At 61.2% G+C, this 25,237-nt stretch carries 18 protein-coding genes; 9 read left to right on the plus strand and 9 right to left on the minus strand.

Annotation, left to right across the window (positions count from 1 at the left end; translation table 11 throughout):
- The first annotated feature begins 44 nt into the window (after positions 1-44).
- Positions 45-1,595, plus strand: coding sequence for a MocR-like pyridoxine biosynthesis transcription factor PdxR (gene pdxR, locus AB4N47_RS23380; RefSeq protein WP_341638204.1), 1,551 nt, complete (start codon positions 45-47; stop codon positions 1,593-1,595).
- Here pdxR and AB4N47_RS23385 read toward each other — a convergent pair.
- The 7 genes from AB4N47_RS23385 to aspA all read right to left on the minus strand — a co-directional run bounded on the left by AB4N47_RS23385 (position 1,552) and on the right by aspA (position 14,285).
- Positions 1,552-6,156 (minus strand): dermonecrotic toxin domain-containing protein, encoded by a 4,605-nt coding sequence (locus AB4N47_RS23385; RefSeq protein WP_341638203.1) that lies wholly within the window; start codon positions 6,154-6,156, stop codon positions 1,552-1,554. The two genes, pdxR and AB4N47_RS23385, sit on opposite strands and share 44 nt — an antisense overlap.
- Positions 6,157-6,298: 142 nt before the next feature.
- A complete protein-coding gene (locus AB4N47_RS23390) occupies positions 6,299-7,393 on the minus strand; it encodes a polyamine ABC transporter substrate-binding protein (RefSeq protein ID WP_341638202.1) in 1,095 nt (364 codons plus the stop codon).
- The gene (locus AB4N47_RS23395) at positions 7,390-8,415 is read right to left on the minus strand and encodes a histone deacetylase family protein (RefSeq protein ID WP_197889925.1); all 1,026 of its coding nucleotides are present in this window, start codon (positions 8,413-8,415) and stop codon (positions 7,390-7,392) included. Before AB4N47_RS23395 ends, AB4N47_RS23390 begins: the two co-directional genes overlap by 4 nt.
- 155 nt (positions 8,416-8,570) lie before the next feature.
- A complete protein-coding gene (locus AB4N47_RS23400; RefSeq protein ID WP_122705513.1) occupies positions 8,571-9,566 on the minus strand; it encodes an AraC family transcriptional regulator in 996 nt (331 codons plus the stop codon).
- Between the two features lie 172 nt (positions 9,567-9,738).
- Entirely contained in the window at positions 9,739-10,743 is a 1,005-nt protein-coding gene (locus AB4N47_RS23405; protein WP_071171384.1) for an asparaginase, read from the minus strand.
- A gap of 109 nt (positions 10,744-10,852) precedes the next feature.
- The gene (locus AB4N47_RS23410; protein WP_016772471.1) at positions 10,853-12,301 is read right to left on the minus strand and encodes an alanine/glycine:cation symporter family protein; all 1,449 of its coding nucleotides are present in this window, start codon (positions 12,299-12,301) and stop codon (positions 10,853-10,855) included.
- Positions 12,302-12,860: 559 nt separating this feature from the next.
- The gene (gene aspA / locus AB4N47_RS23415) at positions 12,861-14,285 is read right to left on the minus strand and encodes an aspartate ammonia-lyase (RefSeq protein WP_016772472.1); all 1,425 of its coding nucleotides are present in this window, start codon (positions 14,283-14,285) and stop codon (positions 12,861-12,863) included.
- 180 nt (positions 14,286-14,465) lie between these two features.
- On the opposite strand from aspA, the gene AB4N47_RS23420 reads away from it, so the two are divergent.
- The 5 genes from AB4N47_RS23420 to AB4N47_RS23440 all read left to right on the plus strand — a co-directional run bounded on the left by AB4N47_RS23420 (position 14,466) and on the right by AB4N47_RS23440 (position 18,236).
- Positions 14,466-15,374: a LysR substrate-binding domain-containing protein gene (locus tag AB4N47_RS23420; RefSeq protein WP_341638201.1), complete on the plus strand. Its 909-nt coding sequence runs from the start codon at positions 14,466-14,468 to the stop codon at positions 15,372-15,374.
- A gap of 290 nt (positions 15,375-15,664) precedes the next feature.
- A complete protein-coding gene (gene purE / locus AB4N47_RS23425) occupies positions 15,665-16,156 on the plus strand; it encodes a 5-(carboxyamino)imidazole ribonucleotide mutase (protein ID WP_007920220.1) in 492 nt (163 codons plus the stop codon).
- 10 nt (positions 16,157-16,166) lie between these two features.
- The gene (locus AB4N47_RS23430; RefSeq protein ID WP_341638200.1) at positions 16,167-17,249 is read left to right on the plus strand and encodes a 5-(carboxyamino)imidazole ribonucleotide synthase; all 1,083 of its coding nucleotides are present in this window, start codon (positions 16,167-16,169) and stop codon (positions 17,247-17,249) included.
- 111 nt (positions 17,250-17,360) lie between these two features.
- Complete coding sequence (locus AB4N47_RS23435) at positions 17,361-17,606, plus strand: GlsB/YeaQ/YmgE family stress response membrane protein (RefSeq protein WP_016772475.1); 246 nt, start codon at positions 17,361-17,363, stop codon at positions 17,604-17,606.
- 93 nt (positions 17,607-17,699) lie between these two features.
- Positions 17,700-18,236, plus strand: a complete 537-nt coding sequence (locus AB4N47_RS23440; protein WP_341638199.1) for a DUF3299 domain-containing protein — start codon at positions 17,700-17,702, stop codon at positions 18,234-18,236.
- Positions 18,237-18,449: 213 nt separating this feature from the next.
- Here the strand turns inward: AB4N47_RS23440 and AB4N47_RS23445 are convergent, their stop codons facing one another.
- Both AB4N47_RS23445 and AB4N47_RS23450 read right to left on the minus strand, forming a co-directional pair.
- Positions 18,450-19,349: a D-hexose-6-phosphate mutarotase gene (locus AB4N47_RS23445; protein ID WP_341638198.1), complete on the minus strand. Its 900-nt coding sequence runs from the start codon at positions 19,347-19,349 to the stop codon at positions 18,450-18,452.
- Between the two features lie 57 nt (positions 19,350-19,406).
- Positions 19,407-19,811, minus strand: coding sequence for an acyl-CoA thioesterase (locus tag AB4N47_RS23450; RefSeq protein WP_003229628.1), 405 nt, complete (start codon positions 19,809-19,811; stop codon positions 19,407-19,409).
- Positions 19,812-20,188: 377 nt separating this feature from the next.
- On the opposite strand from AB4N47_RS23450, the gene AB4N47_RS23455 reads away from it, so the two are divergent.
- From AB4N47_RS23455 to AB4N47_RS23465, 3 genes are all read left to right on the plus strand, one after another.
- Positions 20,189-21,487 carry an MFS transporter gene (locus AB4N47_RS23455; protein WP_073470879.1) on the plus strand — a complete coding sequence of 433 codons (1,299 nt, stop codon included), beginning with the start codon at positions 20,189-20,191 and terminating at the stop codon, positions 21,485-21,487.
- Positions 21,488-21,721: 234 nt separating this feature from the next.
- Entirely contained in the window at positions 21,722-22,720 is a 999-nt protein-coding gene (locus AB4N47_RS23460) for a phosphate ABC transporter substrate-binding protein PstS (protein ID WP_016772480.1), read from the plus strand.
- 220 nt (positions 22,721-22,940) lie between these two features.
- Positions 22,941-25,226: an ABC transporter permease subunit gene (locus AB4N47_RS23465; protein ID WP_341638197.1), complete on the plus strand. Its 2,286-nt coding sequence runs from the start codon at positions 22,941-22,943 to the stop codon at positions 25,224-25,226.
- The last annotated feature ends 11 nt before the right edge of the window (positions 25,227-25,237 follow it).

The raw sequence follows: 25,237 nt of genomic DNA on the forward strand, positions 1-25,237 counted from the left end.
CGTTGTAAGAGCCATTGCTGAGCCATTTCATAGGTCCATTCGCCATGCCTGATCTGCCACCCTTGTCGATGCCTTTCAATCCGGCCGGTATCGAACTTGATCGCCGTCAGGGCCTGAGCCGCCAGCTCTATCAGGCTCTGCGCCTGCGGGTGCTGGATGGACGTCTGGCCAGTGGCACGCGATTGCCGGCCAGCCGAGACCTGGCCTCGGCGCTGGGCATTTCCCGCAACAGCGTGGTGCGCGCCTACGATCAGTTGTATGCCGAGGGCTTTATCGAAGGGCGCGTCGGCGACGGTACTTACGTGGCGCAATTGGCTCATGCGTCCACGCCTGAGAAAAAACTATCCACAAATTCATCCACAGGCTTTTCAACAAGCTTACCCACAGCCTTATCCACAAATTGGCTGGATTTACCTGTGAATTCATCCAGCGAAGTTATCCACAGCGACGGATTTTCCCGCATTGAAAAGCATCATTTGCCGCGACCACCGAGCGGTCCGCCGCGCGCTTTTCGGGTGGGAGTGCCGGCCTTCGATCTGTTTCCGTTCGAGGTCTGGGCCAAGCTCAACGCGGCTTTCTGGCGTAAACCGGATCTGCAGCAACTGTGTTACGGCGACCCGGCCGGTGACGCGCGGCTGCGCGGCATGATTGCTGCGTATTTGCGCAGCTCGCGCGGCATGCAGTGCACGGCTGAGCAAATTGTGATCACCAGTGGCGCGCAGCAGGGCATCAGCCTTTGTGCACAGCTGCTGGTCGAGCCGGGGGACGGCGTGGCGATCGAGAATCCGGGCTATCGCGCCGCCGGGCATGCCTTCGCTGTAGCGGGGGCGCAATTGCATGGGGTGGCGGTAGACAGCGACGGCATCGATTGCAGCACCATGGCTCAGCTCAGCGATTGTCGGGTGGCTTACGTCACGCCGTCTCATCAGTACCCGACCGGTGTGGTGATGAGCCTGGCCCGGCGTCTGGAGCTGCTCGCCTGGGCCGAACGTGTCGGCGGCTGGATCGTCGAGGATGATTACGACGGCGAGTATCGCTACACCGGCGCACCGCTGGCACCGTTGGCGGCACTTGATCGTCAGGGGCGTGTGCTCTACGTCGGTACGTTCGGCAAGGTCGCGTTTCCGGCGTTGCGCCTGGGCTATCTGGTGCTGCCGCCCGCGCTGGTCGAGGCGTTCGCGCAACGCCGCGCCGTCGATGTGCGGCACTCGGAGGTCAGCACGCAAGCGGTGATGGCCGAATTCATGGCCGCCGGGCATTTCCAGCGGCATATCCGCCGCATGCGCCGGGCTGCGCTGAGCCGACGCAACTGCCTGCTCGAAGGCTGGCCGACGGTCGCCGGCGTCGGTCAACTGCCCGCCGTGCCGGCCGGGCTGCACTTGACCGTCGCCGTGGACAGCATCGAGCGCGAGCAGCAATTGATCGCTCAGGCCGCTGAGGTCGATGTAGAAATCAACGGCCTGAGCAGCTACTGGCTCCCCGATTCGACTACGCCCATGGATAAGCGCGCCGGCCTGGTGCTGGGTTTCGCTGCTGTACCAGAGCCAGCAATCAAAGCGGCGCTGTCGCGTCTGCGGCAGGCTTGGCGAGATTGAAGAACAGCGTTTCGGCGCTGCGACTGGAAATTTCGCTGCGATGGATTTCAATCAGTCTCTGATTATCCACATCGGTTATTTCAGAGGTGCCTCCGAGGCGGTGCTGGGCAACTGTCTTCATGTGTCCACGCAAAAATGCGCCATCGGGCGCGTCGGCGCTGCTGTAATGGAAATGCGCATAGCAGAGGACCTTGTCGGTATGCGCATCACGAATCTGATACTCGTCGAGGAAGTCATTCTTATGGCGCCTCAGGCGCCGTCGGGTCAGGGTTTTCGAAATGTTCACTTCGCCCTTGTCCTTGAGCCACTCGACCCCGGCGGCTGTTGGTAGTTGTTGCTTGACCAGACGGATTCGCGTGCTGGTGCCCTTTTCCTCCAGCGTCGTAGCCGCAGCATCGAGCTTGTGGTTGAGCGTTTCGGACGGTTCATGCAGAGCAGCGGTGAGGTTACTCGCCGTCAACGCTTCATCGATGGCGGCACCGGCCTTGCGCAACAGGGCGGCGTGATTGTGGTATTCCTCTTCGACTTCCACCGGAATGCGCGAGCCGCGTTTGAGGCGCGCCTCGATGCGCCGATGAAACGCCGCCAGCCCGTCGATCAAAGCCTGCCCTGCGCTGATGCTGTTGTTGAGGTTGGGCCCGGCTTTTGGCGACGGTGCCGGCCGTGCGCTCTGCTCGACCCAGATACCCGGCGACTCCTCCTTGAATGTCGCGATGACTCTCGTCAGTACTGTACTGACTTCGACCAGATCGGTGTCTTTGCCGTCGATGCTTTTTTTCCGTTCGCCGACCAGGATGCCCTTGTTGCGCGTCTTGATGATCTGCCGATTCGAAGATGACGTGGAAGGTCTCGACGGACCGGCTTGCGGCACCAGTAAATGCCGGTAGCGCAACAGATCGGCGAGTCGATTGTCGGCGCTTGCCTTGAATGCGGCCACGCGCGCCTGCAACTGCTTGAGTCGCTCCGTGTGTATGTGTTCGGAATATTCACTCGCCAGGTCATCGAATCGCTTGTCCACGGAAGCAAACTGTTCGCTCACCTGGCTCAGGGCGTCGATGCGCATGCGCAGATCACTGAGGCTTTCATCGGCGCTCAGGTCCCGTGAACTCTGAACGTTCAGTGCGGCATCTTCGAACAGACCGGCCAGCGCTTGTTGTGCCTCGACATGAGCGGTGGAATCGCCGGGCTTGATGCAAGTGTACTGGCCGAGACTGATTTGCAGAGTCTTCAGATCATCCAACGAATAGGGCGCCAGGCTGATGTTGTATTTCTGCTTTATCTCCACGCCATCCGCTCCCAGCTTGGTCAGTTCCTCCATGCAGGCTTCAGCCGACTCCATTTTCTCGATAGTGGATTGAGTGACATCATTCAACTGCTCGAACGCAGAGCTGACTGCCTGCGATTCGCCGCGCAGTGCGTCGTCCAATATCGCCTGCACCGCCAGTAGCCGCTGCTGGTAATCCGAAGCGTTATTACTCAGCCACTCCTGTCCCAGAAACAACTGCATGTCCAACCGCTCCGGCATTACCGTGCGGTAGTTGGGAATCGACTGCTTGCGGTTGAGTTTCTTGATCAGCTTAATGTTTGCGGCATATTCGTTGTGCTGTGAATCGAGCGTGGCAAGGTACTGCGCAAGCGCTTGCTCGCGTGCCTGCGCAGGGGCATCGTGCAAGCTGTTGCGGTCTGCATCGAGACGGCTCCCTTTGCTCTCCATCGTCAAATCGAACGCAGTAATCTGCTCGGCCAATACGGCCACCTCCTTGTTTCTTATGTCTTGCGCAGCTTGGCGACCTTCTTCCAATCCGCCGCCGCGCAGACGCAGGCGCAGATCGATTACCCACTGGCCGTCGGCGGTATAGGCCAGCCTGGGCCCGGCAGGTCGGATGGGCTGACGCGTATCGACGATGTGCACATCGCCATGCGGGTTGCGCGCGACTTCGAACCAGCGCTCACCGACGCGGGCGTACCATTTGTCTGCGTGGGCGTAGAGGCCTCGCTGCGCACCCTCCCTGGTGGCAGCGCCAAGCGCTTTGGGCTTGCCGACCTTGAACGTATCCAACAGCTTGGCGAGGGCCAACGGAGATCGTTTCAGCGCCGTGATGCTGTCGATCGATGTGCCATGGGCTTCGGTCAATTGCGGGCCGGTGATGTCCGGCTGGCGCAGCGCTTTGACGATTCTGGCGGCAGGTTTGCTCGTCGCTGTGTCCTCTTCGAGCGTTGTGGCCACGGGCGTCGATGGCGCATCACCGATTGCCGCACGATGGGCGAGCACCATGCCCAGCGCCAGGAGGATATCGGCGATGGCCGTCCAGGCGACTTTCGCCGATTGCTCGTTGGCGCCGTCGGTGATTTCCTGCAGATCATCCATGATCTGCCAGATCCACGCCGCTGTGCCTACGCTGCGGCCCAGAAACGGCAGTGCGGCATTGAGCATCACCCAGCCGCCCTGTTTCAGCGAGGCCCAGCGTGCTTCTGCATCGGAGACCGATTGCCGGTCGGCTTGAGTGACAAGCGCCTTGACGTTGCGTTCGTGCAGGGTGGCGAGGACATCGCTGGCGATCACCTGAGTGCCCAGCGCGACCGCGCCTGACATGTCCAGTGCTGTGGTCGGGTTGATCATCAGTTGCGGGATCGTCCACACCGAGGGCAGCCTGGCGGTGAAGACGAACTGGCTGTAATTGAAGCGCACATCGTCCGGCAACCAGGCCAGTACCGAATCGCGCAGATGTCGCGAATGCTGGATCGCAAAGAGCAGATTGGCAAATCCCGGATATTGCAGCAGAGCCTTGTCGAACAACGGTCGATACAGCACGCACGGCCCTTTGTCGGCATCGCGCGGGCCGATGACATACATGTTGTCGACAGTGTCTGCGGTGGAGCGGCTGCGATGGGCCACGAACGCCAAAGGGCGAATGACGATTTCCTCGCCATCGACGTAGCGTTCTGCGTCAGTCGTGGCCAATGCGGCAACCACGTATCGATAACCCGACTCGTCAATGCCGGCTCTGCCCTGGATCTTGTGCTGCAATGCCAGCAATGGCAGCTCGACGCGTAGCTGACTGGTATAGAGCCTTTCCAACCGTGACGCTTGCACTGAGTCGTCTATGAGTACGGCCTTGAGATGCGCCGGGTAGGTCTTGCCGATGTCGACCGTGCTGACCAGCTTCTCCAGAAAAGTCGCGCTCATCCACTCGGGTACGGGGCTGCCATCCTTGTACCGCACAGTCTTGTTGCCCAAGGGCAGGCCTGCGAGGTTTTGCAGGGCAAGCTCGGTCAGCGTCCATGTCTGAGTCTGAGTATTTCCCGGCAACACAAACGTGCCCCAGACCACGAGACTGGTGATGGTGATTTCGATGTTGTCGATGTCCAGGTCTTTGGCGTCGGGCTGCTCCTTGAGAATCTGTTTGATCAGCGCTGCCCGAGTGAACGCCTGCAGGCTGGTGATTTCGTTCTGAAAGGATTTGCCGTTGTTCTCGTGCTGCAGCGTCGTCAGGTCCAGCAGGTGCCGGCTGTAACGTGTCTGATCGATGGGCAGGGCGTCGTTCAGCCAGTCCGGAAGCATCGGCTGCAAACGCTCGAAGTGCGCTTCGAGGCGCGGTGTCGGTTGTGCGGGTTTGCCGGCCGTGCCGGTATGCGGATAGACGCGTTTATCAGGGGAGTCCTGAAAAAAACTGATTTTGCCCAAGGCATCCGCTTCCAGGGAAATCAGGGTGCAGGCCTGCTGGTCGAAGAAATTGCCCTGGGGTTCGACCAGCCGCCACTTGAGATCTTCGCCCGAGGCGTTTGCGCCATATATCCGCAGCAGAGCCTCGCCGAGTTCATCCAGTGAATCGAAACGCTGAAAGCCCTGAGTAATCGCGTGGGTGAGAATCAATGTACGGTCTGCGATGCTGCCGACCAACACTGCGGCGTCGAGCAGGGTCAAGTGGCTTTGCGTGTCGGCGTTCCCCCGATCGAGATCAATCAGATATGCCTTTGCCGAGTACGGGTCGGGGGCCAGGCGTTGTTGCGGGTCGGGCTGTTTGAAAATCGCCTGGGCCATGGCGATTTCATCGGCATCCCAGCCGACGCTGGCATCGACGTTCCACAGGTTGCGCAGTGCCTCGGACAATTGCTGCCAGCGCGGTTGCCCGGGATAGGTGAACTCGTCCCAGTAGTCGACGTGCTGCTCCTTGTAGGCGATGAACAGCAGCGGTGCCAGTTCGTTGAGCAACAGGCCGATCGCATCGATCTTCACCGGCAGATGCGCAGGGGCGGGCACGCCGGGTTGCAGGGTCAGATAATGCTCGCCATCGAGGTACGTCACCGTGGTACCGGACAGGCCGAGCCGCACCAGGGCGTTGGTCAGCGATCCAGCCTGATACCCGTCGGGTACCACTCGACCATCCACAATGGCCCAGGCGGGTTGCACGACCATCGCCAGACGCGGGTCAATGTCGAGATTCGGATACAACGTCTTGAGGGCTTCGCGCAGCGTTTTTGATGCGACTTCTTGCAGCGAGGGGCCGGTAACCAGCTGAGTCACGATATCGACGGCACTGGCTTTGGGAATGGCGGTCATGGTGGTTTCCTGCTCTGTCGGGACGCCGCAAGGGCGGCGGAGCAGAGCAAGTTAAAAGGCGCGACGGTGACCCGTGCGGTAGATAAAGCTGCCAGGCAAAAAAAAGACCCGCCGAGGCGGGTCTTGAGCAAACGAGGCGGTTTCAGGTCCCGGACTTGATTTTCGTCCAGGCCCGCGTGCGTGCGCGTTCGGCATCCCGAGGCAGCGGCTGCAAGGTGTAGAGCGTGCTCATTGCCGCGTCGGTCGGGTACAGGTTCGGGTTGTTGCGAATGGCTGGATCGACCAGGCCGGTGGCGTCCTTGTTCGGGTTTGGATAACCGACAAAGTCGCTGACCGGGGCAATCACCGCAGGTTGCAGCAGATAGTTGATGAAGGTGTAGGCGTCTTCGGTGTTCTTCGCGCCCTTGGGAATCGCGAGCATGTCGAACCAGATCGGTGCGCCTTCTTTGGGCAAGCGCATATCGACCACCACGCCGTTTTTCGCTTCCTTGGCGCGGTTGGCCGCTTGCGAGAAGCTGCCGGAATAACCGACGGCCACGCAGATGTCGCCGTTGGCAATGTCAGCCATGTACTTGGAGGAATGGAAGTACGTCACGTAAGGGCGGATCTTCATCAGCAGCGCTTCGGCCTTGGCGTAATCCGCTGGCTTCTTGCTGTTGGGGTCGAGGCCGAGGTGTTGCAGAGCCAGCGGCAGAATTTCCGACGGCGAGTCGAGCAGGGCGACGCCGCACTGCTTGAGCTTGCTGATGTTCTCCTCTTTGAAGATCAGATCCCAACTGTCCACGGGCGCGTTGTCGCCCAGCGCCGCCTTGATCCTGGCCGGGTTGAAACCAATCAGGATGGTGCCGTACATGTATGGCACGGCGAACTTGTTCCCCGGGTCGTTGGCCTCGATCAGCTTCATCAGTTTCGGATCAAGGTGATTCCAGTTCGGCAGTTTGCTGCGATCCAGCGGCTGGAACACCCCGGCCTCGATCTGCTTGGCGAGGAACACGTTGGACGGCACCACCACGTCGTAGCCGGAATTGCCGGTGAGCAGCTTGGCCTCGAGTGCTTCGTTGGTGTCGAAGATGTCGTAGATCAGTTTGGTCTGGGTGTTCTGTGCCTTGAAGTCGTCCAGCGCCTTGGGCGTGATGTAGTCGAACCAGTTGTAGACGCGCAGCGTGCGTTCTTCGGCGTGGGCACCAGCGCTCAGCAGGACCGCGCACAGCGCCGAGACGATCAGTCGCTTTTTCATTGTTCAAAACCTTCCAGCACGTTCACTGCGTTGATGCCGATTTCTTCTACCGCGTAGCCACCTTCCATGACGAACAGGGTCGGCTTGCCGAGTGCGGCGATGCGTTTGCCCATAGCCAGATAATCCGGGCTGTCGAGTTTGAACTGCGAGATCGGGTCGTCCTTGAACGTGTCGACGCCGAGGGAGACGACGATGATGTCCGCGCCATAGCGATCGATCTCGTCGCAGGCCTGATCCAGCGCCGCGCTCCAGACATCCCAGCCGGAACCGGCCGGCAGCGGATAGTTGAAATTGAAGCCTTCACCGGCACCTTCGCCGCGCTCGTCGTCGTAGCCGAGGAAGAACGGAAACTCCGCTTCCGGGTGGCCGTGGATCGAAGTGAACAGGACGTCGCTGCGTTCGTAGAAAATCGACTGAGTGCCGTTGCCATGGTGGTAGTCGACGTCAAGAATCGCGACTTTCTTGTGGCCCTGATCGAGAAAGGCCTGAGCGGCGATGGCGGCGTTGTTGAGGTAGCAATAACCGCCCATCAAGTCGCTGGCGGCGTGATGTCCCGGCGGACGGCACAGGGCGAAGGCCGCGCGTGCGCCACGCTGGATTTCTGCTTGTGCGGTCAGGGCCACTTGCGCCGCGCTGTAGGCCGCTTGCCAGGTGCCGGCGGTAATCGGCGCGCCGCCGTCGAAGCTGTAATAACCGAGCTGGCCATGCAGGCTGGTCGGTTTGATCGCACGCAGCGTGCGCGCCGGCCAGGTGTAGGGCAGCAAGTCGCCGTCGGTGTTGAACTCGGTCCAGCGCTGCCACGCACCTTTGAAAAATTCCAGATAGTCACGGCTGTGAATGCGCGCGATCGGCTCCAGGCCGAAATCCTTCGGCGCTTCGACCGCACCGAGGTTTTGCTTGTGCACGCGTTGCAGCACATGGTCGGCACGCGACGGCATCTCGAAGCACGGCTTGAGCTGGCCATCGATAAGTTCGCAGCGGCCATGGTGCAAGTGGTGATCGTCTGAGTAGATCGTCAGCATTTGTTGTTCTCCGCAAGGCTGATTCGGTGGCCTTCAGTGTTGCGGCGCAACTTGAATCGGAGAACGTCGGGAGCGGCCAAAAGGGGATCGATATGGCCAAAACCTCTGACCGCAATTCGCCCCTTGTTCATGCAGGCTCATGCCTGGAGCAGCCATCAATGCGGTCGGAACTGACTCGGCGCCACGCCGCTCCAGCGCACAAACGCATGGCGAAAACTCGCGGTCTCGCTGAAACCCAAAGTTTCGGCGATGCGGTAGATCGGCAACTGGTCCTCACACAACATCTGCTTGGCCCGTTCGAAGCGCAGTTCATCGAGCAGCTCCTGATAGCTGCTGCCCATGTCTTTCAAATGCCGGCGGAGGGTGCGCGGTGAGCACTTCATCTGCTGCGCCAGCCCCTCCAGCCCCGGCGCGGCATTCAATTGCGCGCTGAGCAACTGCCGAATCCGCCCCAGCCAGGCCTGGCGTCCGGTGAACTCCAGATTCTGCTTGCGGCAGCGCTCTGCCATGGCCTGATGGGTGATCGCGTCGGCCAGCGGCAGCGGCTGATCGAGCCAATGGCGGTCGAAGGCGAAGGCGTTGTCCTTGGCCGAAAAGTGCAGCGGCGAGTCGAAGGGTTCGGCGTAGCTGTCGCGATAGTCCGGCGCTGCATGTTCGAAGCGCGTGGCGCGCAGCGGCAGCGGATGGCCGAGCAAGTCGTCGCAGATGACTTTCAGTGACACCAGACAGAATTCGGCGTTGAACACCGCCATCGCCGGGCTTTCACGGTAATCAGCAGCGACGAACCAGACCTGCTCGCCATCGTCTTCCAGGCTCAGTTCGAACAACGTGCCCAACAGCGCCGGATAACGGATCGCCAGACGCAAAGCGTCACCGAAGGTGGCACAGGTCAGCAGGGCGTAACCGAGCATGCCGTAACAGGACACGTGCATGCGCCGGCCCAATTCGAGACCGATGTCACGCTTGAGCGCGACTGCGTTGGTGCAGACCTGCATCTCTTGATGGGTGGTGATGCGCGTATCGGCACGCTGCAGATCCGCCGCCACGATGCCGCTGCCAGCCAGCAGCGCCTCGCTCGACAGACCTTCGGCCTTGAACGTGTTGAGGATCAGCGAGACCGCGTTGAGGGTGGTGAGGTGGGAGTGGAGCATGGGATCTTCCAGCCTGGAGGTGGCTGGAACGCAGCAATTTATATGCCGTACAAAAATCCCTGGTGGGAGCGAGCCTGCTCGCGAAAGCGGTGTGTCAGCCACACGGATGCCGAATGTGTCATGGCTTTCGCGAGCAGGCTCGCTCCCACAGGGGGATTTGCGTTGTGACAGATCAGCTCAGTTCGCCGCAGAGATCCAGCTCAATCAGTCGGCGCACTTCAGCCGTTTCCAGCCCGGCCCCCAGCAACCCATGCAACTTGCCAAACGCTGCTTCCCGGGTCATACCGCCACCGGACAACACGCCAACACCGCGCAAGCGGCTGCCGGCCTCGTAGACATCCAGCTCGACCCCACCTTCATGGCATTGCGTCACTGCAACCACCACCACGCCGTTATCCCGTACGCGGGCAAGGCTGGCGAGGAACTCGGGGTTATCGCTCGGCCCGGTCCCGCTGCCGTAGCATTCCAGCACCAGACCTTGAATGCCGCTGTCGAGCAGACCGTCGAGAACCTCGGCACTGATCCCGGGAAACAGCGGCAACACCGCCACTTTCGCCAGTTGCTTCGGCTGGTTGTAGTTCAGCGCGACTGGGATCGACGGCGCCTTCACACCACCGCCCTGACGCTCCAGGCGTTTGAACGGATGGCGGCCGAAGCTGCGCACTTTCGCGCAGCGCGTCGGCGCCAGCAGTTCGCCGTGGAAGTACAGGTGCACGCCCGGCGCCAGGCCCTGGCCGAGGGCGACCAGCGCGCCGCCGAGGTTTTCCCAGGCATCGCTGTCAGTCACACCCGCCGGCAGCATCGAGCCGGTGAAACACACGCGGGCATGCAGGCCGAGCAACTGAAAACTCATGGCCGCCGCGCTGTACGCCAGCGTGTCGGTGCCGTGCAGGATCAGCACGCTGTCGCAGCCTTGCACGTCCACGGCATCGACCACCGCTTCGCGCAGTTGCTGCCAGTAGGCCGGGGTCATGTTGGCGCTGTCGATCAGCGGCGACATTTCCCGAAACTGCCACTGCGGCACTACCAGCTCAGGCTGGCTGTGCAGGTAGTCGCGCATCCGCGCTTCGAAACCGGACGCCGGGGCCAGACCATTGGCGCTGGCCTGCATGCCGATGGTGCCACCGGTGTAGAGCACCATGACGTGTTGAGCGGCGGGGTAGGTCGACGAGCTCATAGGATTCTCCGAAACGATGAGGGCCTTGCAGGAGCGAGCAGGCTCAATCCTGCAGGTTATTGCATCACAATAACTGACGGGCGCGGGGGATGCGCCCGTCATTCACCTGTCAGCGTTGCGCTGCAGGTACGCCTTGCGGCGCAGTTTCAGTCTGGCCCGCCGCTGCTGGCGGATTGACCGGCCAGGCGTTGCGATCCAGATCCAGGTCGGCGAATTTGCTCGAGTCGAACACTGGCTGTTTGACGCCGGCGCGACGCTGCTCGTCGTAGTCGCGCATTACCCGCAGGCCGACCTTGAACAGCATGGCCAGGGCCACCAGGTTGACGAAGGCCAGGCAGGTCATGGTGATGTCGGCGAAGGCGAATACCGTCGTCAGGTCCTGCATCGAACCCCACACCACCAGCGCCAGCACCAGGCCGCGGAACAGCATCAGCAGGGCGCGGTTGCGGCTGAGGAACTGCAAGCTGTTCTCGCCCAGGTAGTAGTTGTAGAGGATGCAGGTGAAGACGAACAGCGACAGCGCGACGCTGACGAACATGCGACCCCAGTCACCGACCACGGCGGCCAGCGAGTTCTGGGTCAGGACGATGCCGTCACCTTCGAAGCCCGGGGTGTAGAAGCCCGACAGCAGAATCAGCAGCGCGGTGCAGGTGCAGATCACGAAGGTGTCGAGGAACACGCTGAAAGCCTGAACCACGCCCTGCGCGCCCGGGTGTTTCACCGCAGCCACAGCGGCGACGTTCGGCGCACTGCCCAGGCCCGCTTCGTTGGCGAACACGCCACGCTTCACGCCCATGACAATGGCGCTGCCGAGCAGACCGGCAAAGGCCGGGTCGAGGCCGAAGGCGCTCTTGAAGATGGTTTCCAGCATGGCCGGTACGTGTTCGATCTGGGTGCCGATCACGTACAGGGTCACGCCGATGTAGGCCAGGGTCTTGATCGGTACCAGCAGGTCGGAGACCGAAGCGATGCGCTTGATCCCGCCGATAAAGGTGATGGCCAGCAGCACCGCGAGGACGATCCCGGTGTGTTGTGGGTTGAAGTCAAAGGCGTTCTGCAGCGAGTGGGTCACGGTGTAGGACTGCAGGCCGATGAAGGCGAAGCCGTAGGTGACCAGCAGCAGAACGGAGAAGACTATCGCCATGCCCTTGAGCTTGAGCCCGTGCTGGATGTAATACGCCGGGCCACCACGGTACAGGCCGTCGCCATCGGCGCGCTTGTAGACCTGGGCCAGGGTGCACTCGAAGAAGCTGCTGGACATACCGACCAGTGCGGTCACCCACATCCAGAACACCGCACCAGGACCACCGAGGGTCACGGCGATGCCGACACCGGCAATGTTGCCTGCACCGACGCGGCCGGCGAGGCTGAGCATCAAGGCCTGAAACGAGCTGAGCTGCCCGGCGCTGCCTTTGAGGCTGTCGCGGAAAACCGCGAACATGTGGAAGAAATGACGCAGTTGAACGAAACGCGAGCGAATCGTGAAGTAGCTACCGAGCCCGACAATGAGCACGATCAGTACTTTCCCTGAGAGGAAGTCGTTGATGACTTCGAGCATGGATTTATCCTCGCTGTTTTTTGTGGGTGCAAATGCTGGAGCGGAGAAACATCGTGTTACACCGGTCTGCGCGCGGCACGACGGGTGAGGCGAAGGTTTCGTCCCGGATCCATATCGCGGGTTTTGTTATTAGTTCGGGTTTCGCATGGGTTATGGCCTCGTTACCGACGACCGCTCACGCGAAGAGGGGCGGCACTATACCGATCAGTGGCGCGCCCGTCTGCACGGTAGTGGTGCAAGCGACGAAACGAAGCTTTGAAACACTTGGCGTTTGTGGCGAGGGGATTTATCCCCGTTCGGCTGCGAAGCAGTCGTAAACCATTGCACGCGGTGTTTCTGGTACATCTTTATTGTTGGTATCGGGGCCGCTTCGCAGCCCAACGGGGATAAATCCCCTCGCCACAAGGGCTCACCTCCATATTGTTCAGTCCCCCTACGTTCGGGTCTCAGGATCAAACAGTTAAAAAAAAGGGCCCGGGGACAAAATCCCCAAGCCCTCAAAAGGTGAGAGGTGTCTAGTCCCTCGACCTGGTGAGCGGTGCTACAAGTTCGCGTCGGCTCAGGCTTTGAGCGGAACCAGACGCGGGGCAATCATGTTTTCCGGGCGCAGGATGTCGGCGAGCATGGCTTCGTCGAGCAGACCTTCTTCGCGCACCAGTTCCAGCACGCCGCGGCCGCTTTCAAGGGCGATACGGGCGATGCGGGTGGCGTTTTTGTAGCCGATGTACGGGTTCAGTGCGGTGACCAGACCGATCGAATGCTCGACCAGTTCGCGGCAGCGCGCTTCGTTGGCGGTGATGCCGACGATGCAGTGCTCGCGCAGCATGTCCATGGCACGTTGCAGCAGGCGGATCGAATCGAGGATCTTGAAAGCGATCAGCGGCTCCATCACGTTCAGTTGCAGCTGGCCGCCTTCGGCTGCCATGGTCAGCGCCAAGTCGTTACCGATGACCTGGAACGCGACCTGGTTCACGGCTTCCGGGATCACCGGGTTGACCTTGCCGGGCATGATCGAGCTGCCTGGCTGACGCGCCGGCAGGTTGATTTCATTGATGCCGGTGCGTGGGCCGCTGGACAGCAGACGCAGGTCGTTGCAGATCTTCGACAGCTTGACCGCGGTGCGCTTGAGCATGCCGGAGAACAGCACGAAGGCGCCCATGTCGGAGGTCGCTTCGATCAGGTCGGCGGCCGGTACCAGCGGTTGGCCGCTGATCAAAGCCAGACGTTGAACAGCCAGTGCCTGATAGCGCGGGTCGGCGTTGATGCCGGTGCCGATCGCGGTGCCGCCGAGGTTGACTTCGGTCAGCAGTTCCGGGGCCAGCGTCTTCAGTCGCGCGAGGTCTTCGCCCATGGTGGTGGCGAACGCGCGGAATTCCTGGCCGAGGGTCATCGGCACGGCGTCTTGCAGCTGGGTACGGCCCATTTTCAGGACGTGGTCGAACTCTTTGCCCTTGGCCGCGAAGGCCTGGATCAGGCTGTCGAGGCTGGCCAGCAGCGCGTCGTGGCCGAGCAGCAGACCCAGACGGATCGCCGTCGGATAGGCGTCGTTGGTCGACTGCGCCATGTTCACGTCGTCGTTCGGGTGCAGGTACTGGTATTCGCCTTTCTCGTGGCCCATCGCTTCCAGAGCAATGTTGGCGATCACTTCGTTGGCGTTCATGTTGGTAGAGGTGCCGGCGCCACCTTGAATCATGTCGACCACGAACTCTTCGTGGTAATCGCCGCGGATCAATCGCGCACAGGCTTCGCTGATGGCAGCGTGCTTGGCTTCGCTCAGGTGACCCAGCTCGCGGTTGGCGTCAGCGGCGGCCTGTTTGACCATCGCCAGGCCCACAACCAGTTTCGGGTAATGCGAAATCGGAACGCCCGAGAGGCGGAAGTTGTTCACCGCTCGCAGGGTCTGGATGCCGTAATACGCATGGGCCGGTACTTCGAGGGCGCCAAGCAGGTCGGTTTCTGTGCGGAAAGATGCAGCGGAGGACATGATAGAAATCATCTCGATAAGGACCCGGTCTGTGCCGGAACGCTGCGAATGCTAGGCTTGTGGGGATTTTTGGGCCAATGCTGTTCAGCACTGCCCTATGCACATTCGGCATAATGCCCATGTGACGCCGCCTGTGCGGCAGACGTGTGACCTGTTTTGGTGCGTGTCCGGGAGGACGTGATGAATCTGGAAAGCAAATGGCTCGAGGACTTCAGTGCCCTGGCCGCCACCCGCAGCTTCTCGCAGGCGGCCGAACGGCGCTTCGTGACCCAGCCGGCATTCAGTCGGCGGATCCGCAGCCTCGAAGCGGCGCTGGGGCTGACCCTGGTCAATCGCTCGCGCACGCCGGTCGAACTGACGGCGGCGGGGCAGTTGTTCCTGGTGACCGCGCGCACCGTGGTCGAACAACTTGGTGAAGTGCTGCGCCATCTGCATCATCTGGAAGGCGGGCAGGGCGAGGTGATGCAGGTGGCGGCGGCACACTCGCTGGCGCTGGGCTTTTTTCCGCGCTGGATCGCCCAGTTGCGTAACGAAGGGCTGAACATCGCCACACGGCTGGTGGCGACCAACGTTGGCGACGCCGTGCACGCTTTGCGAGAAGGTGGCTGCGATCTGATGCTGGCGTTCTACGATCCGGATTCGGCGATGCGGATGGACCCGGAAATCTTCCCGTCGCTGCATTTAGGCCAGACCGAGATGCTGCCGGTGTGCGCGGCAGATCTGGATGGCAAACCGCTGTTCGATCTGGAAGGCGAGGCGAGTGTGCCGTTGCTGGCGTACAGCGCCGGGGCGTTTCTCGGCCGTTCGGTGAATGGATTGTTGCGCCAGCGCCAGTTGCGCTTCACCACGATCTACGAAACCGCCATGGCCGACAGCCTGAAAAGCATGGCGCTGGAAGGCCTCGGCATCGCCTGGGTGCCGCAACTGAGCGTACGCGCAGAGCTGGCCCGCGGTGAACTGGTGGTGTGCGGCGGCCCGCAATGGCATGTGCCGCTGGAGATCCGCCTGTACCGCTGCGCCCTGGTACGCAAGGCCAACGTGCGGTTGCTGTGGCGCAAGCTTGAGGGCGGCGCTGCGCAAGCCTCCTGAAAAGATCGCAGCCTTCGGCAGCTCCTACATTGGAATGCATATCCCTGTAGGAGCTGCCGAAGGCTGCGATCTTTTGATCTTTTTGGCTGACCTTCAGGTCAATAAAACCGGGCTTTTGCGGCAGATGACAGATGGTCGTTTCGGGGGCTGTTTATTGCTTTCTTTGCGGTATACTGCGCGGCCTTCGGCCGGCACGTCCGGCCATTTTTCGTACAATCAAGCCACGCAACCTGCGTGGCTTGTTGTTTTATGACGCGCCTGCGGGCGCTCCAGAGAGAAGAGGCGCGACGATGAGTGCACTGGTTGGCGTGATCATGGGCTCCAAGTCCGATTGGTCCACCCTTAGCCACACCGCCGATATGCTGGAAAAGCTCGGCATCCCGTACGAGGTCAAGGTGGTCTCTGCCCACCGCACCCCGGATCTGCTGTTCCAGTACGCCGAAGAGGCTGAAAGCCGCGGCATCGAGGTGATCATCGCCGGTGCCGGTGGCGCAGCCCACCTGCCAGGCATGTGTGCGGCCAAGACCCACCTGCCGGTGCTGGGCGTGCCGGTGCAGTCGGCCATGCTCTCGGGCGTCGATTCGCTGCTGTCGATCGTGCAGATGCCGGCGGGCATTCCGGTTGCCACCCTGGCCATCGGCAAGGCTGGCGCGATCAACGCCGCCCTGCTCTCGGCGAGCATCCTCGGCGCCAAGCACCCGCAATTTCACGCGGTACTGAAAACCTTCCGTGCCGAGCAGACAGACAGCGTCCTGGACAATCCAGACCCACGTATTGCCTGAGGTTGTTGAAATGAAGATCGGTGTAATCGGTGGCGGCCAGTTGGGTCGCATGTTGGCCCTGGCGGGCACTCCGCTGGGGATGAACTTCGCTTTTCTCGACCCTGCGCCGGACGCCTGTGCGGCCGCGCTGGGCGAACACCTGCGGGCCGATTACGGCGATCAGGATCATCTGCGCCAACTGGCCGATGAAGTCGATCTGGTGACCTTCGAATTCGAAAGCGTCCCAGCCGAAACCGTGGCGTTTCTTTCGCAATTCGTGCCGGTGTACCCGAGCGCCGAAGCCCTGCGCATCGCTCGTGATCGCTGGTTCGAAAAGAGCATGTTCAAGGACCTCGGCATTCCGACCCCGGCCTTCGCCGACATCCAGTCACAAGCCGACCTGGACGCCGCCGTCGCTTTGATCGGTCTGCCGGCCGTGCTGAAAACCCGCACCCTGGGTTACGACGGCAAGGGCCAGAAAGTCCTGCGCAAGCCGGAAGATGTTGCCGGTACTTTCGCCGAACTGGGCAGCGTTGCCTGCCTGCTGGAAGGCTTCGTGCCGTTCACCGGCGAAGTGTCGCTGATCGCCGTGCGTGCCCGCGATGGTGAAACGAAGTTCTATCCACTGGTGCACAACACCCACGACAGCGGCATCCTCAAGCTGTCGGTGGCCAGCACCGATCACCCGTTGCAGGAGCTGGCGGAAGATTATTCCAGCCGTGTGCTCAAACATCTCGACTACGTCGGCGTGATGGCTTTCGAGTTCTTCGAAGTCGACGGTGGCCTGAAAGCCAACGAAATCGCCCCGCGCGTGCACAACTCCGGGCACTGGACCACCGAAGGTGCCGAGTGCAGCCAGTTCGAAAACCACCTGCGTGCCGTGGCCGGCCTGCCGCTGGGTTCGACCGCCAAGGTCGGCGAGAGCGCGATGCTCAACTTCATCGGCGTAGTGCCGCCGGTGGAAAAAGTCATCGCCATCGAAGACTGCCATCTGCATCACTACGGCAAAGCTTTCAAGGCCGGGCGCAAGGTCGGCCATGCCAACCTGCGCTGCGCCGACATGGCCACGCTGCAAGCGCAGATCATCAAGGTCCAAGCGCTGATCGCCGAGTAAACCAGTTTCATGTGGCAGCGGCGGAACCATTCAGGGGCCGCCGTTCTCTCATGGCAGGATGCCAAAGTCTGTCTAGGCTTTGGCATATCTACCAAATCAGAGGGAAATGCCATGGGAATTATCGGAACCATCTTTATCGGCTTGATCGTCGGCCTGCTGGCTCGGTTCCTGAAACCGGGCGATGACAGCATGGGCTGGATCATGACCATCCTGCTCGGTATCGGCGGTTCGCTGGCAGCCACCTACGGCGGCCAGGCTCTGGGCATCTATCAGGCGGGCGAGGGCGCGGGTTTCCTCGGCGCACTGGTCGGCGCTGTCGTGTTGCTGGTGATCTACGGTCTGATCAAAAAGAACTGATCGAAAGCGACCAAGCCCTCTCGGCCAGCGCGGCCGGGAGGGCTAGAATGCACGGCGACTCACCGTCCATTCCTTTGCCTGCCGAGCACCTTCATGCGCCGTCTTCTGTTGACTCTCCTCTTACTGGGCAGCTATCTCGCCCACGCCGGCGAACTGCCGGAAACCGACTGGCTGGAACTGATGCCCAAGTCGGATCAAAAGGCCCTCGAGGCCATGCCGGAAATCGACCACAACTCCCCCGAAGCCACCAGCACCTTCACCGAGAAAGGCGGGATGAAGCAGGCCAAAGGTCTGCCGGCGGTGATGTATTCGACGAAAACCGTGGCGTCGATGAACGACAAGCACATCCGCATCGGTGGTTACCCGGTGCCGCTGGAGTCCGATGCCAAGGGCCGCAGCACGTTGTTCTTCCTCGTGCCGTATCCGGGCGCCTGCATCCACGTACCGCCACCGCCGCCCAATCAACTGGTGCTGGTGCGATATCCGAAGGGTTTGAAGCTGGACGATATCTACACACCGCTGTGGGTGACCGGCACGCTGAAGATCGAGAAGGTCAGCAATGACCTCGCTGATGCGGCGTATGCGCTGGAGGCGGAAAAGGTGCGGGTGGTGCAGGAGGCTGACCTCTAAAGCGCGCCGCACATAAATTTAGGAGCGAGCCTTTTTGGTGAGGGGATTTATCTGTGGTGAAGGGATTTATCTGTGGCGAGGGGATTTATCCCCGCTGGACTGCGCAGCAGGCCCCAGCTTTTGATTTAAAAAAAGCGGGGGCCTGCTGCGCGACCCAGCGGGGATAAATCCCCTCACCACAGGGCTCTTTGCCCTTTTGTATGGTGCTAGAGCTTAGAGCGGCGTAGCAGCTACGCTGACACCCATCGTATGGCTCGCCCCCGACGCCAGAGTCACCAGATCATCCATCACATTCGCCGTTTCGATGCACAGCATGCGCTGCCAGCCATCGTTGTCCATGTCCGGCAGGGCGGCGGCGCGGTCGATCCACGGGTTCCAGATCACCGCCGTGCGCGAGCCGGTAGAGGTCAGCACGATGCGTCGTTCCCAGGTTGGATCAACGATGGTCAATTGCGGCGGAACGTCGAGGTAGATGCGGTCGGTCTCGCCGGCGAAATGCAGATCGCCGCTCTGGCTGGCCGTGTTCCAGTCATCCAGGGTCTCGATGTAGTTGAGCCCGGCCACGCCGTCGACATGCACATTGCGCACGTCACTCACGGCGAAATAGGTGTGCAGCGCCTGACTCAGCGTGACGCTGTCAGTACCACGGTTATGGCTGGTCAGGCTGTAATGCAGTTGATCCGCCAGATGCAGGGTCAGGGTCAGATCGACTTCGTGGGGCCAGCCCGGTAGGCCACCTTCCGGATAGGGCAGCTTGAACTCGACTTTGATGCCGTCAGCCTCTGATTCGATGTTGCCCAACTGCCAATCCATCGCCCGCACCAGACCGTGCGCGGGAGCCGGTTGCGCGCCGGTGTACATGGCCTGCACGCTGCTCGGATTGCGTTCGAATTTGCCAAACCACGGCCAGCACACCGGCACGCCGGCGCGGATGCTTTTGCCGGTCTTGAACTCGGCCTTGTCGTTGAGCCAGATGATCGGCGGCTGGCCGTCGATCTGATAACTGAGGATGTGCGCGCCTTGCTGGGCCACCAGCACTTCGGCCTTGCCGTGGCGGATGCGCCAGCAGTTCAGTTCATCCTGTTTCACGGCTTCAACGTTGGGCGTGTTCATGGGCAACTCTCGATCAGACACTGGGGACGACTATCGACCGCAAAACGGCCGCGAGGTTTAACGCGCGCGTGGCGGCACCGAACGGGTGCGACCGCTGCCGTCGATGGCGACGAAAACGAAAACCGCTTCGGTGACCTTGCGCCATTCGCTGGACAGTGGGTCATCGCTCCACACTTCGACCATCATCTGGATCGAGCTGCGGCCGATTTCCAGGGTCTGGGTATAAAAGGACAACTGCGCGCCGACCGCGACCGGGACGAGGAACGCCATGCGGTCGATGGCGACAGTGGCAACGCGGCCGCCGGCCACCCGGCTGGCCATGGCAGTGCCGGCCAGATCCATCTGCGCGACCAGCCAGCCGCCGAAAATATCGCCAAAGCCGTTGGTTTCGCGGGGAAGTGCGGTGATTTGCAGGGCCAGGTCGCCCTGTGGGATCGGATCTTCTTGTTCGAGCTCTATCATGCCGAGGGGCCTCTGACCCGTGACTCTTCGTGGGTATTGCGGGTGGTAGCCGTCTTCAAGAAAAACGATTCAACACCGAACACACTGCGTTCGTCACGTTTTCCATCAGGCGCCTAAAGGGAAACTCTGCGAAAAAGGCTAAATCCCGAGCAAAGGACGGGCCAACAACGTTTTCGCACAGCAACCTCTTACAAATCCTGCGCAGGTGGCGAGTATATCGGTCGATAGACCCCGCGACGACCACCCGGTTCTGATTTCGACCGTCAATTACGCGCCTCTATGTGCTTTTTCGAACAATTTGCTATGGTGCCGAACCTGTCCGAGCCACCGCCAGCGTTGTTGTGGCGACAGATTCGACTATAAGAGAAGCCCTTGCCATGACCACAGCGCCTTCGAGCCTCGCGCAGCCCGAGCAACCCGCACGACCGTTGACCCGCAATGACTACAAGACTCTGTCGCTGTCCGCCCTCGGCGGGGCGCTGGAGTTCTACGATTTCATCATCTTCGTCTTCTTCGCCACCGTCGTCGGCAAGCTGTTCTTCCCGGCCGACATGCCCGAGTGGCTGCGCTTGATGCAGACGTTCGGCATCTTTGCTGCCGGCTATCTGGCGCGCCCTTTGGGCGGCATCGTCATGGCGCACTTCGGTGACCTGCTGGGGCGCAAGAAAATGTTCACCCTGAGCATTTTCATGATGGCCGTGCCAACCCTGATCATGGGCCTGCTGCCGACCTACGCGCAGATCGGCATCTGGGCGCCGATCCTGTTGCTGCTGATGCGGGTGATCCAGGGCGCGGCGATTGGCGGCGAGGTGCCGGGAGCGTGGGTCTTCGTTTCCGAACACGTACCGCAAAAGCACATCGGTTATGCCTGCGGCACGCTCACCAGCGGTTTGACTGCCGGGATCCTCCTCGGCTCGCTGGTCGCCACGGCGATCAACAGCATTTATACGCCAGCCGAAGTGTCGGATTACGCCTGGCGGATCCCGTTCCTGCTCGGCGGCGTGTTCGGCCTGTTCTCGGTATACCTGCGTCGCTGGCTGCACGAAACTCCGGTGTTCGCCGAACTGCAACTGCGCAAGGCACTGGCAGAAGAAGTGCCGTTGCGCGCGGTGCTGCGGGATCATCGCGGCGCCATCGCCATTTCGATGCTGCTGACCTGGCTGCTGTCGGCCGGCGTCGTCGTAGTGATCCTGATGACCCCGACCGTGCTGCAAACGGTCTACCACTTCTCGCCGACCACGGCGCTGCAAGCCAACAGCCTGGCCATCGTCTTCCTCAGCCTCGGCTGCATTGGCGCCGGCGCACTGGCTGATCGCTTCGGCGCCGGTCGCGTATTCGTGTTCGGTTGCCTGGGCCTGCTGATCAGCTCCTGGACCTTCTACCACAGCCTCGCCGACCACCCGGACTGGCTGTTCCCGCTGTACGCACTGACTGGTTTGCTGGTCGGCACCATCGGCGCGGTGCCGTACGTGATGGTCAAAGCGTTCCCGCCGGTGGTTCGCTTCAGTGGCTTGTCGTTCTCGTACAACGTCGCGTACGCGATCTTCGGTGGCTTGACGCCGATGGTGGTGAGCCTGCTGCTGAAGGAAAGCGCGATGGGGCCGGCTTACTATGTTGCGGTGCTGTGCGGGATGGGGATTGTGGTAGGCGCCTGGCTCTGGAAGAAGGGGCGCTAAAGCCCAGGATCTACTCCACCAATACCGGCCACTTCGCGAGCAGGCTCGCTCCCACAGTTGGAATGCATTTCAATTGTGGGAGCGAGCCTGCTCGCGAATGGGGACGCCACAAATCATCCAGCAAAACCCGATGCTGGCCTTTCATCCAATTGTCATATTTCAGCCATAGAGTGTTCACATGGCCTGCTGATACTTGGCCCCGACTTAACACACCCTATCTGCTAGGAGTAAGGCATGAAACTGAAGCGTTTGATGGCGGCAATGACTTTCGTCGCTGCTGGCGTTGCGACTGCCAACGCGTTCGCCGCTGTTGACCCTGCTATCCCGAGCTACACCAAGACCACTGGTGTGTCGGGCAACCTGTCCAGCGTCGGTTCCGATACCCTGGCCAACCTCATGACCCTGTGGGCTGAGAACTACAAAAAAGAATACCCGAACGTCAACATCCAGATTCAGGCTGCCGGTTCTTCCACCGCGCCACCTGCACTCACCGAAGGCACCGCCAACCTGGGCCCGATGAGCCGCAAGATGAAGGACAACGAGCTACAGGCTTTCGAACAGAAGTACGGCTACAAGCCGACCGCAATCCCGGTTGCCGTCGATGCCTTGGCGGTGTTCGTGCACAAGGACAACCCGATCAAGCACCTGACCATGGCTCAAGTAGATGCGATCTTCTCCTCGACGCGTCTGTGCGGTGCCAAAGCTGACGTCAAGACCTGGGGTGACCTGGGCGTGACCGGTGACCTGGCCAACAAGCCAGTCCAGCTGTTCGGCCGTAACTCGGTGTCCGGCACCTACGGCTACTTCAAGGAAGAAGCCCTGTGCAAAGGCGACTACAAGCCTAACGTCAACGAACAACCAGGTTCGGCGTCGGTGGTGCAGTCGATCAGCAGCTCGCTTAACGGCGTCGGCTACTCGGGCATCGGCTACAAGACCGCCAGCGTGAAAACCGTCGCCCTGGCCAAGAAAGAAGGCGGCGAGTTCATCGAAGACACCGAAGAAAACGCCCTGAACGGCAAGTATCCGCTGTCGCGCTTCCTCTACGTTTACGTCAACAAAGCCCCGAACAAGCCTCTGGCTCCGCTGGAAGCCGAGTTCGTGAAACTGGTGCTGTCGAAGCAGGGCCAGGAAGTGGTAGTGAAAGACGGCTACATCCCGCTGCCAGCCAAGGTTGCCGCCAAGGCACTGGCTGACCTCGGTCTGCAGGAAGGCGGCGCTGTCGCCAAGAAGTAACACCCTGAGGCCGGCCTGAAGCCGGACTCCTGTGGGAGCGAGCCTGCTCGCGAAGGGGGGTCACATGCTCTATCGATGTGACTGAACCCGACGCCTTGGCGAGCAGACGCGCTCCTGCAACCACCAAATTTTCGACTCCGCTGCCGGACTTCCGGCTGGCGGATTTGCTGCGTCACTGCACTGTCATCTTTCTGTCATACAGGATCGCTAGGGTGTGCGCATGAATGATCTGGCCAATTCCCCAATGACTACGTCTTCCCCTCCCAAGCGCATTGATTTCAATACGCCTGAGCTGCAACGCAAGCGCCGCATCCGCGCGCTCAAGGATCGCTTCACCCGCTGGTACGTCCTCGTTGGCGGCCTGGCGGTGCTCGCGGCCATCACCCTGATCTTCTTCTTCCTCGCTTACGTTGTAGCGCCGTTGTTTCAAGGTGCCGACCTGACCGCGAAAGACTCGATCACCCCGGCCTGGATGCAGGACGCGGGCAAGCCGCTGATGATCTCGCTCGAAGAGCAGAATCAGGTGGCCATGCGTGTATCCGACAAGGGCCAGGCGCTGTTCTTCGATCTCGACAGTGGCGCTGAATTGAGGCGTGTCGATCTGCCGCTGCCAGCGGGCGCTACCGTGACATCTATTGGCGAAGACCAGCCGGGTCATCCGCTGGTGGCCGTGGGGCTGTCCAACGGTCAGGCGCTGGTGTTCCGTCACACCTATAAAGTCAGCTACCCCGATGGCAAGAAAACCATCAGCCCGGCCATCGAATATCCCTATGGCGAGGCACCGATCGCGCTGAACGAAAGCGGCGGTGCGCTGGAGCATGTCAGCCTCAATGCCACCGACTCGACGCTGATGCTGGTCGGCTCCACTGGCTCACAACTCAACGTGCTGTCGCTGACCAGCGAAGAAAACATGATGACCGGCGAAGTCACCAACGAGCAGACGCGCATCGATCTGCCGCAGATGACTGAGCCTGTGAAAAACATCTTCGTCGACCCGCGCCAGCAGTGGCTGTACGTGGTCAACGGTCGTGCCCAGGCCGACGTGTTCAGCCTGCGCGACAAGAGCCTCAACGGGCGCTACAAACTGCTGGAAAATGCCGACGCCCAAGTCACTGCCACCGCGCAGCTGGTCGGCGGTATTTCGCTGATCATCGGCGATTCCAAGGGCGGTCTGGCCCAGTGGTTCATGGCCCGCGATACCGATGGCGAGCAGCGTCTGAAGCAGATCCGCACCTTCCAGATGGGCACCACGCCGATCGTTGAAATCGCTGCCGAAGAGCGCCGCAAAGGCTTCCTCGCCCTCGATGCCAGTGGCAAACTCGGCGTGTTCCACAGCACCGCACACCGCACGTTGCTGGTCGATCAGGTGGTTGAAGGCCAAGGCCTGTTCGGTCTGTCGCCACGCGCCAACCGAGTGATCGTCGAAGCCGGCGGCAAGCTGCAACCGCTGCTGCTCGACAACCCGCACCCGGAAGTATCGTGGAGCGCGCTGTGGAGCAAGGTCTGGTACGAGAACTACGACGAGCCTAAATACGTCTGGCAATCGACTGCGGCCAACACTGATTTCGAACCGAAACTGAGCCTCTCGCCACTGACCTTCGGCACTCTGAAGGCCGCGTTCTACGCCATGCTGCTGGCCGCGCCACTGGCCGTCGCTGCGGCGATCTACACCGCGTACTTCATGGCCCCGGGCATGCGCCGCAAGGTCAAACCGGTGATCGAGCTGATGGAAGCGATGCCGACGGTGATCCTCGGTTTCTTCGCCGGTCTGTTCTTGGCTCCATATGTAGAAGGGCATCTGCCGGGCATCTTCAGCCTGCTGATGTTGCTGCCGATCGGCATTCTGGTCGCCGGCTTCACCTTCAGCCGCCTGCCCGAATCGATCCGCCTGAAAGTCCCGGACGGTTGGGAAAGTGCGCTGCTGATTCCGGTGATCCTGTTTGTGGGCTGGCTCTCGCTGTACATGAGCCCGTTCATGGAGAACTGGTTCTTCGGCGGCGACATGCGCATGTGGATCTCCCATGACCTGGGCATCACCTACGACCAGCGCAACGCTCTGGTGGTCGGTCTGGCCATGGGTTTTGCGGTGATCCCGAACATCTACTCGATCGCCGAAGACGCCGTGTTCAGCGTGCCGCGCGGTCTGACCCTGGGTTCGCTGGCCCTCGGTGCGACGCCATGGCAGACCATGACCCGCGTGGTGATCCTGACCGCCAGCCCGGGCATCTTCTCGGCGCTGATGATCGGCATGGGCCGCGCGGTCGGCGAAACCATGATCGTGCTGATGGCCACCGGCAACACCCCGGTCATGGAGATGAACCTGTTCGAAGGCCTGCGCACCCTGGCCGCCAACGTCGCGGTGGAAATGCCCGAGTCGGAAGTCGGCGGCAGCCACTACCGCGTGCTGTTCCTCTCGGCGCTGGTGCTGCTGTTGTTCACCTTCGTCATGAACACCCTGGCAGAACTGATTCGTCAGCGTCTGCGCAAGAAATACTCGTCGCTTTAAGCAAAGGTAGA

The sequence above is a fragment of the Pseudomonas sp. S3_G06 genome (assembly GCF_054667565.1).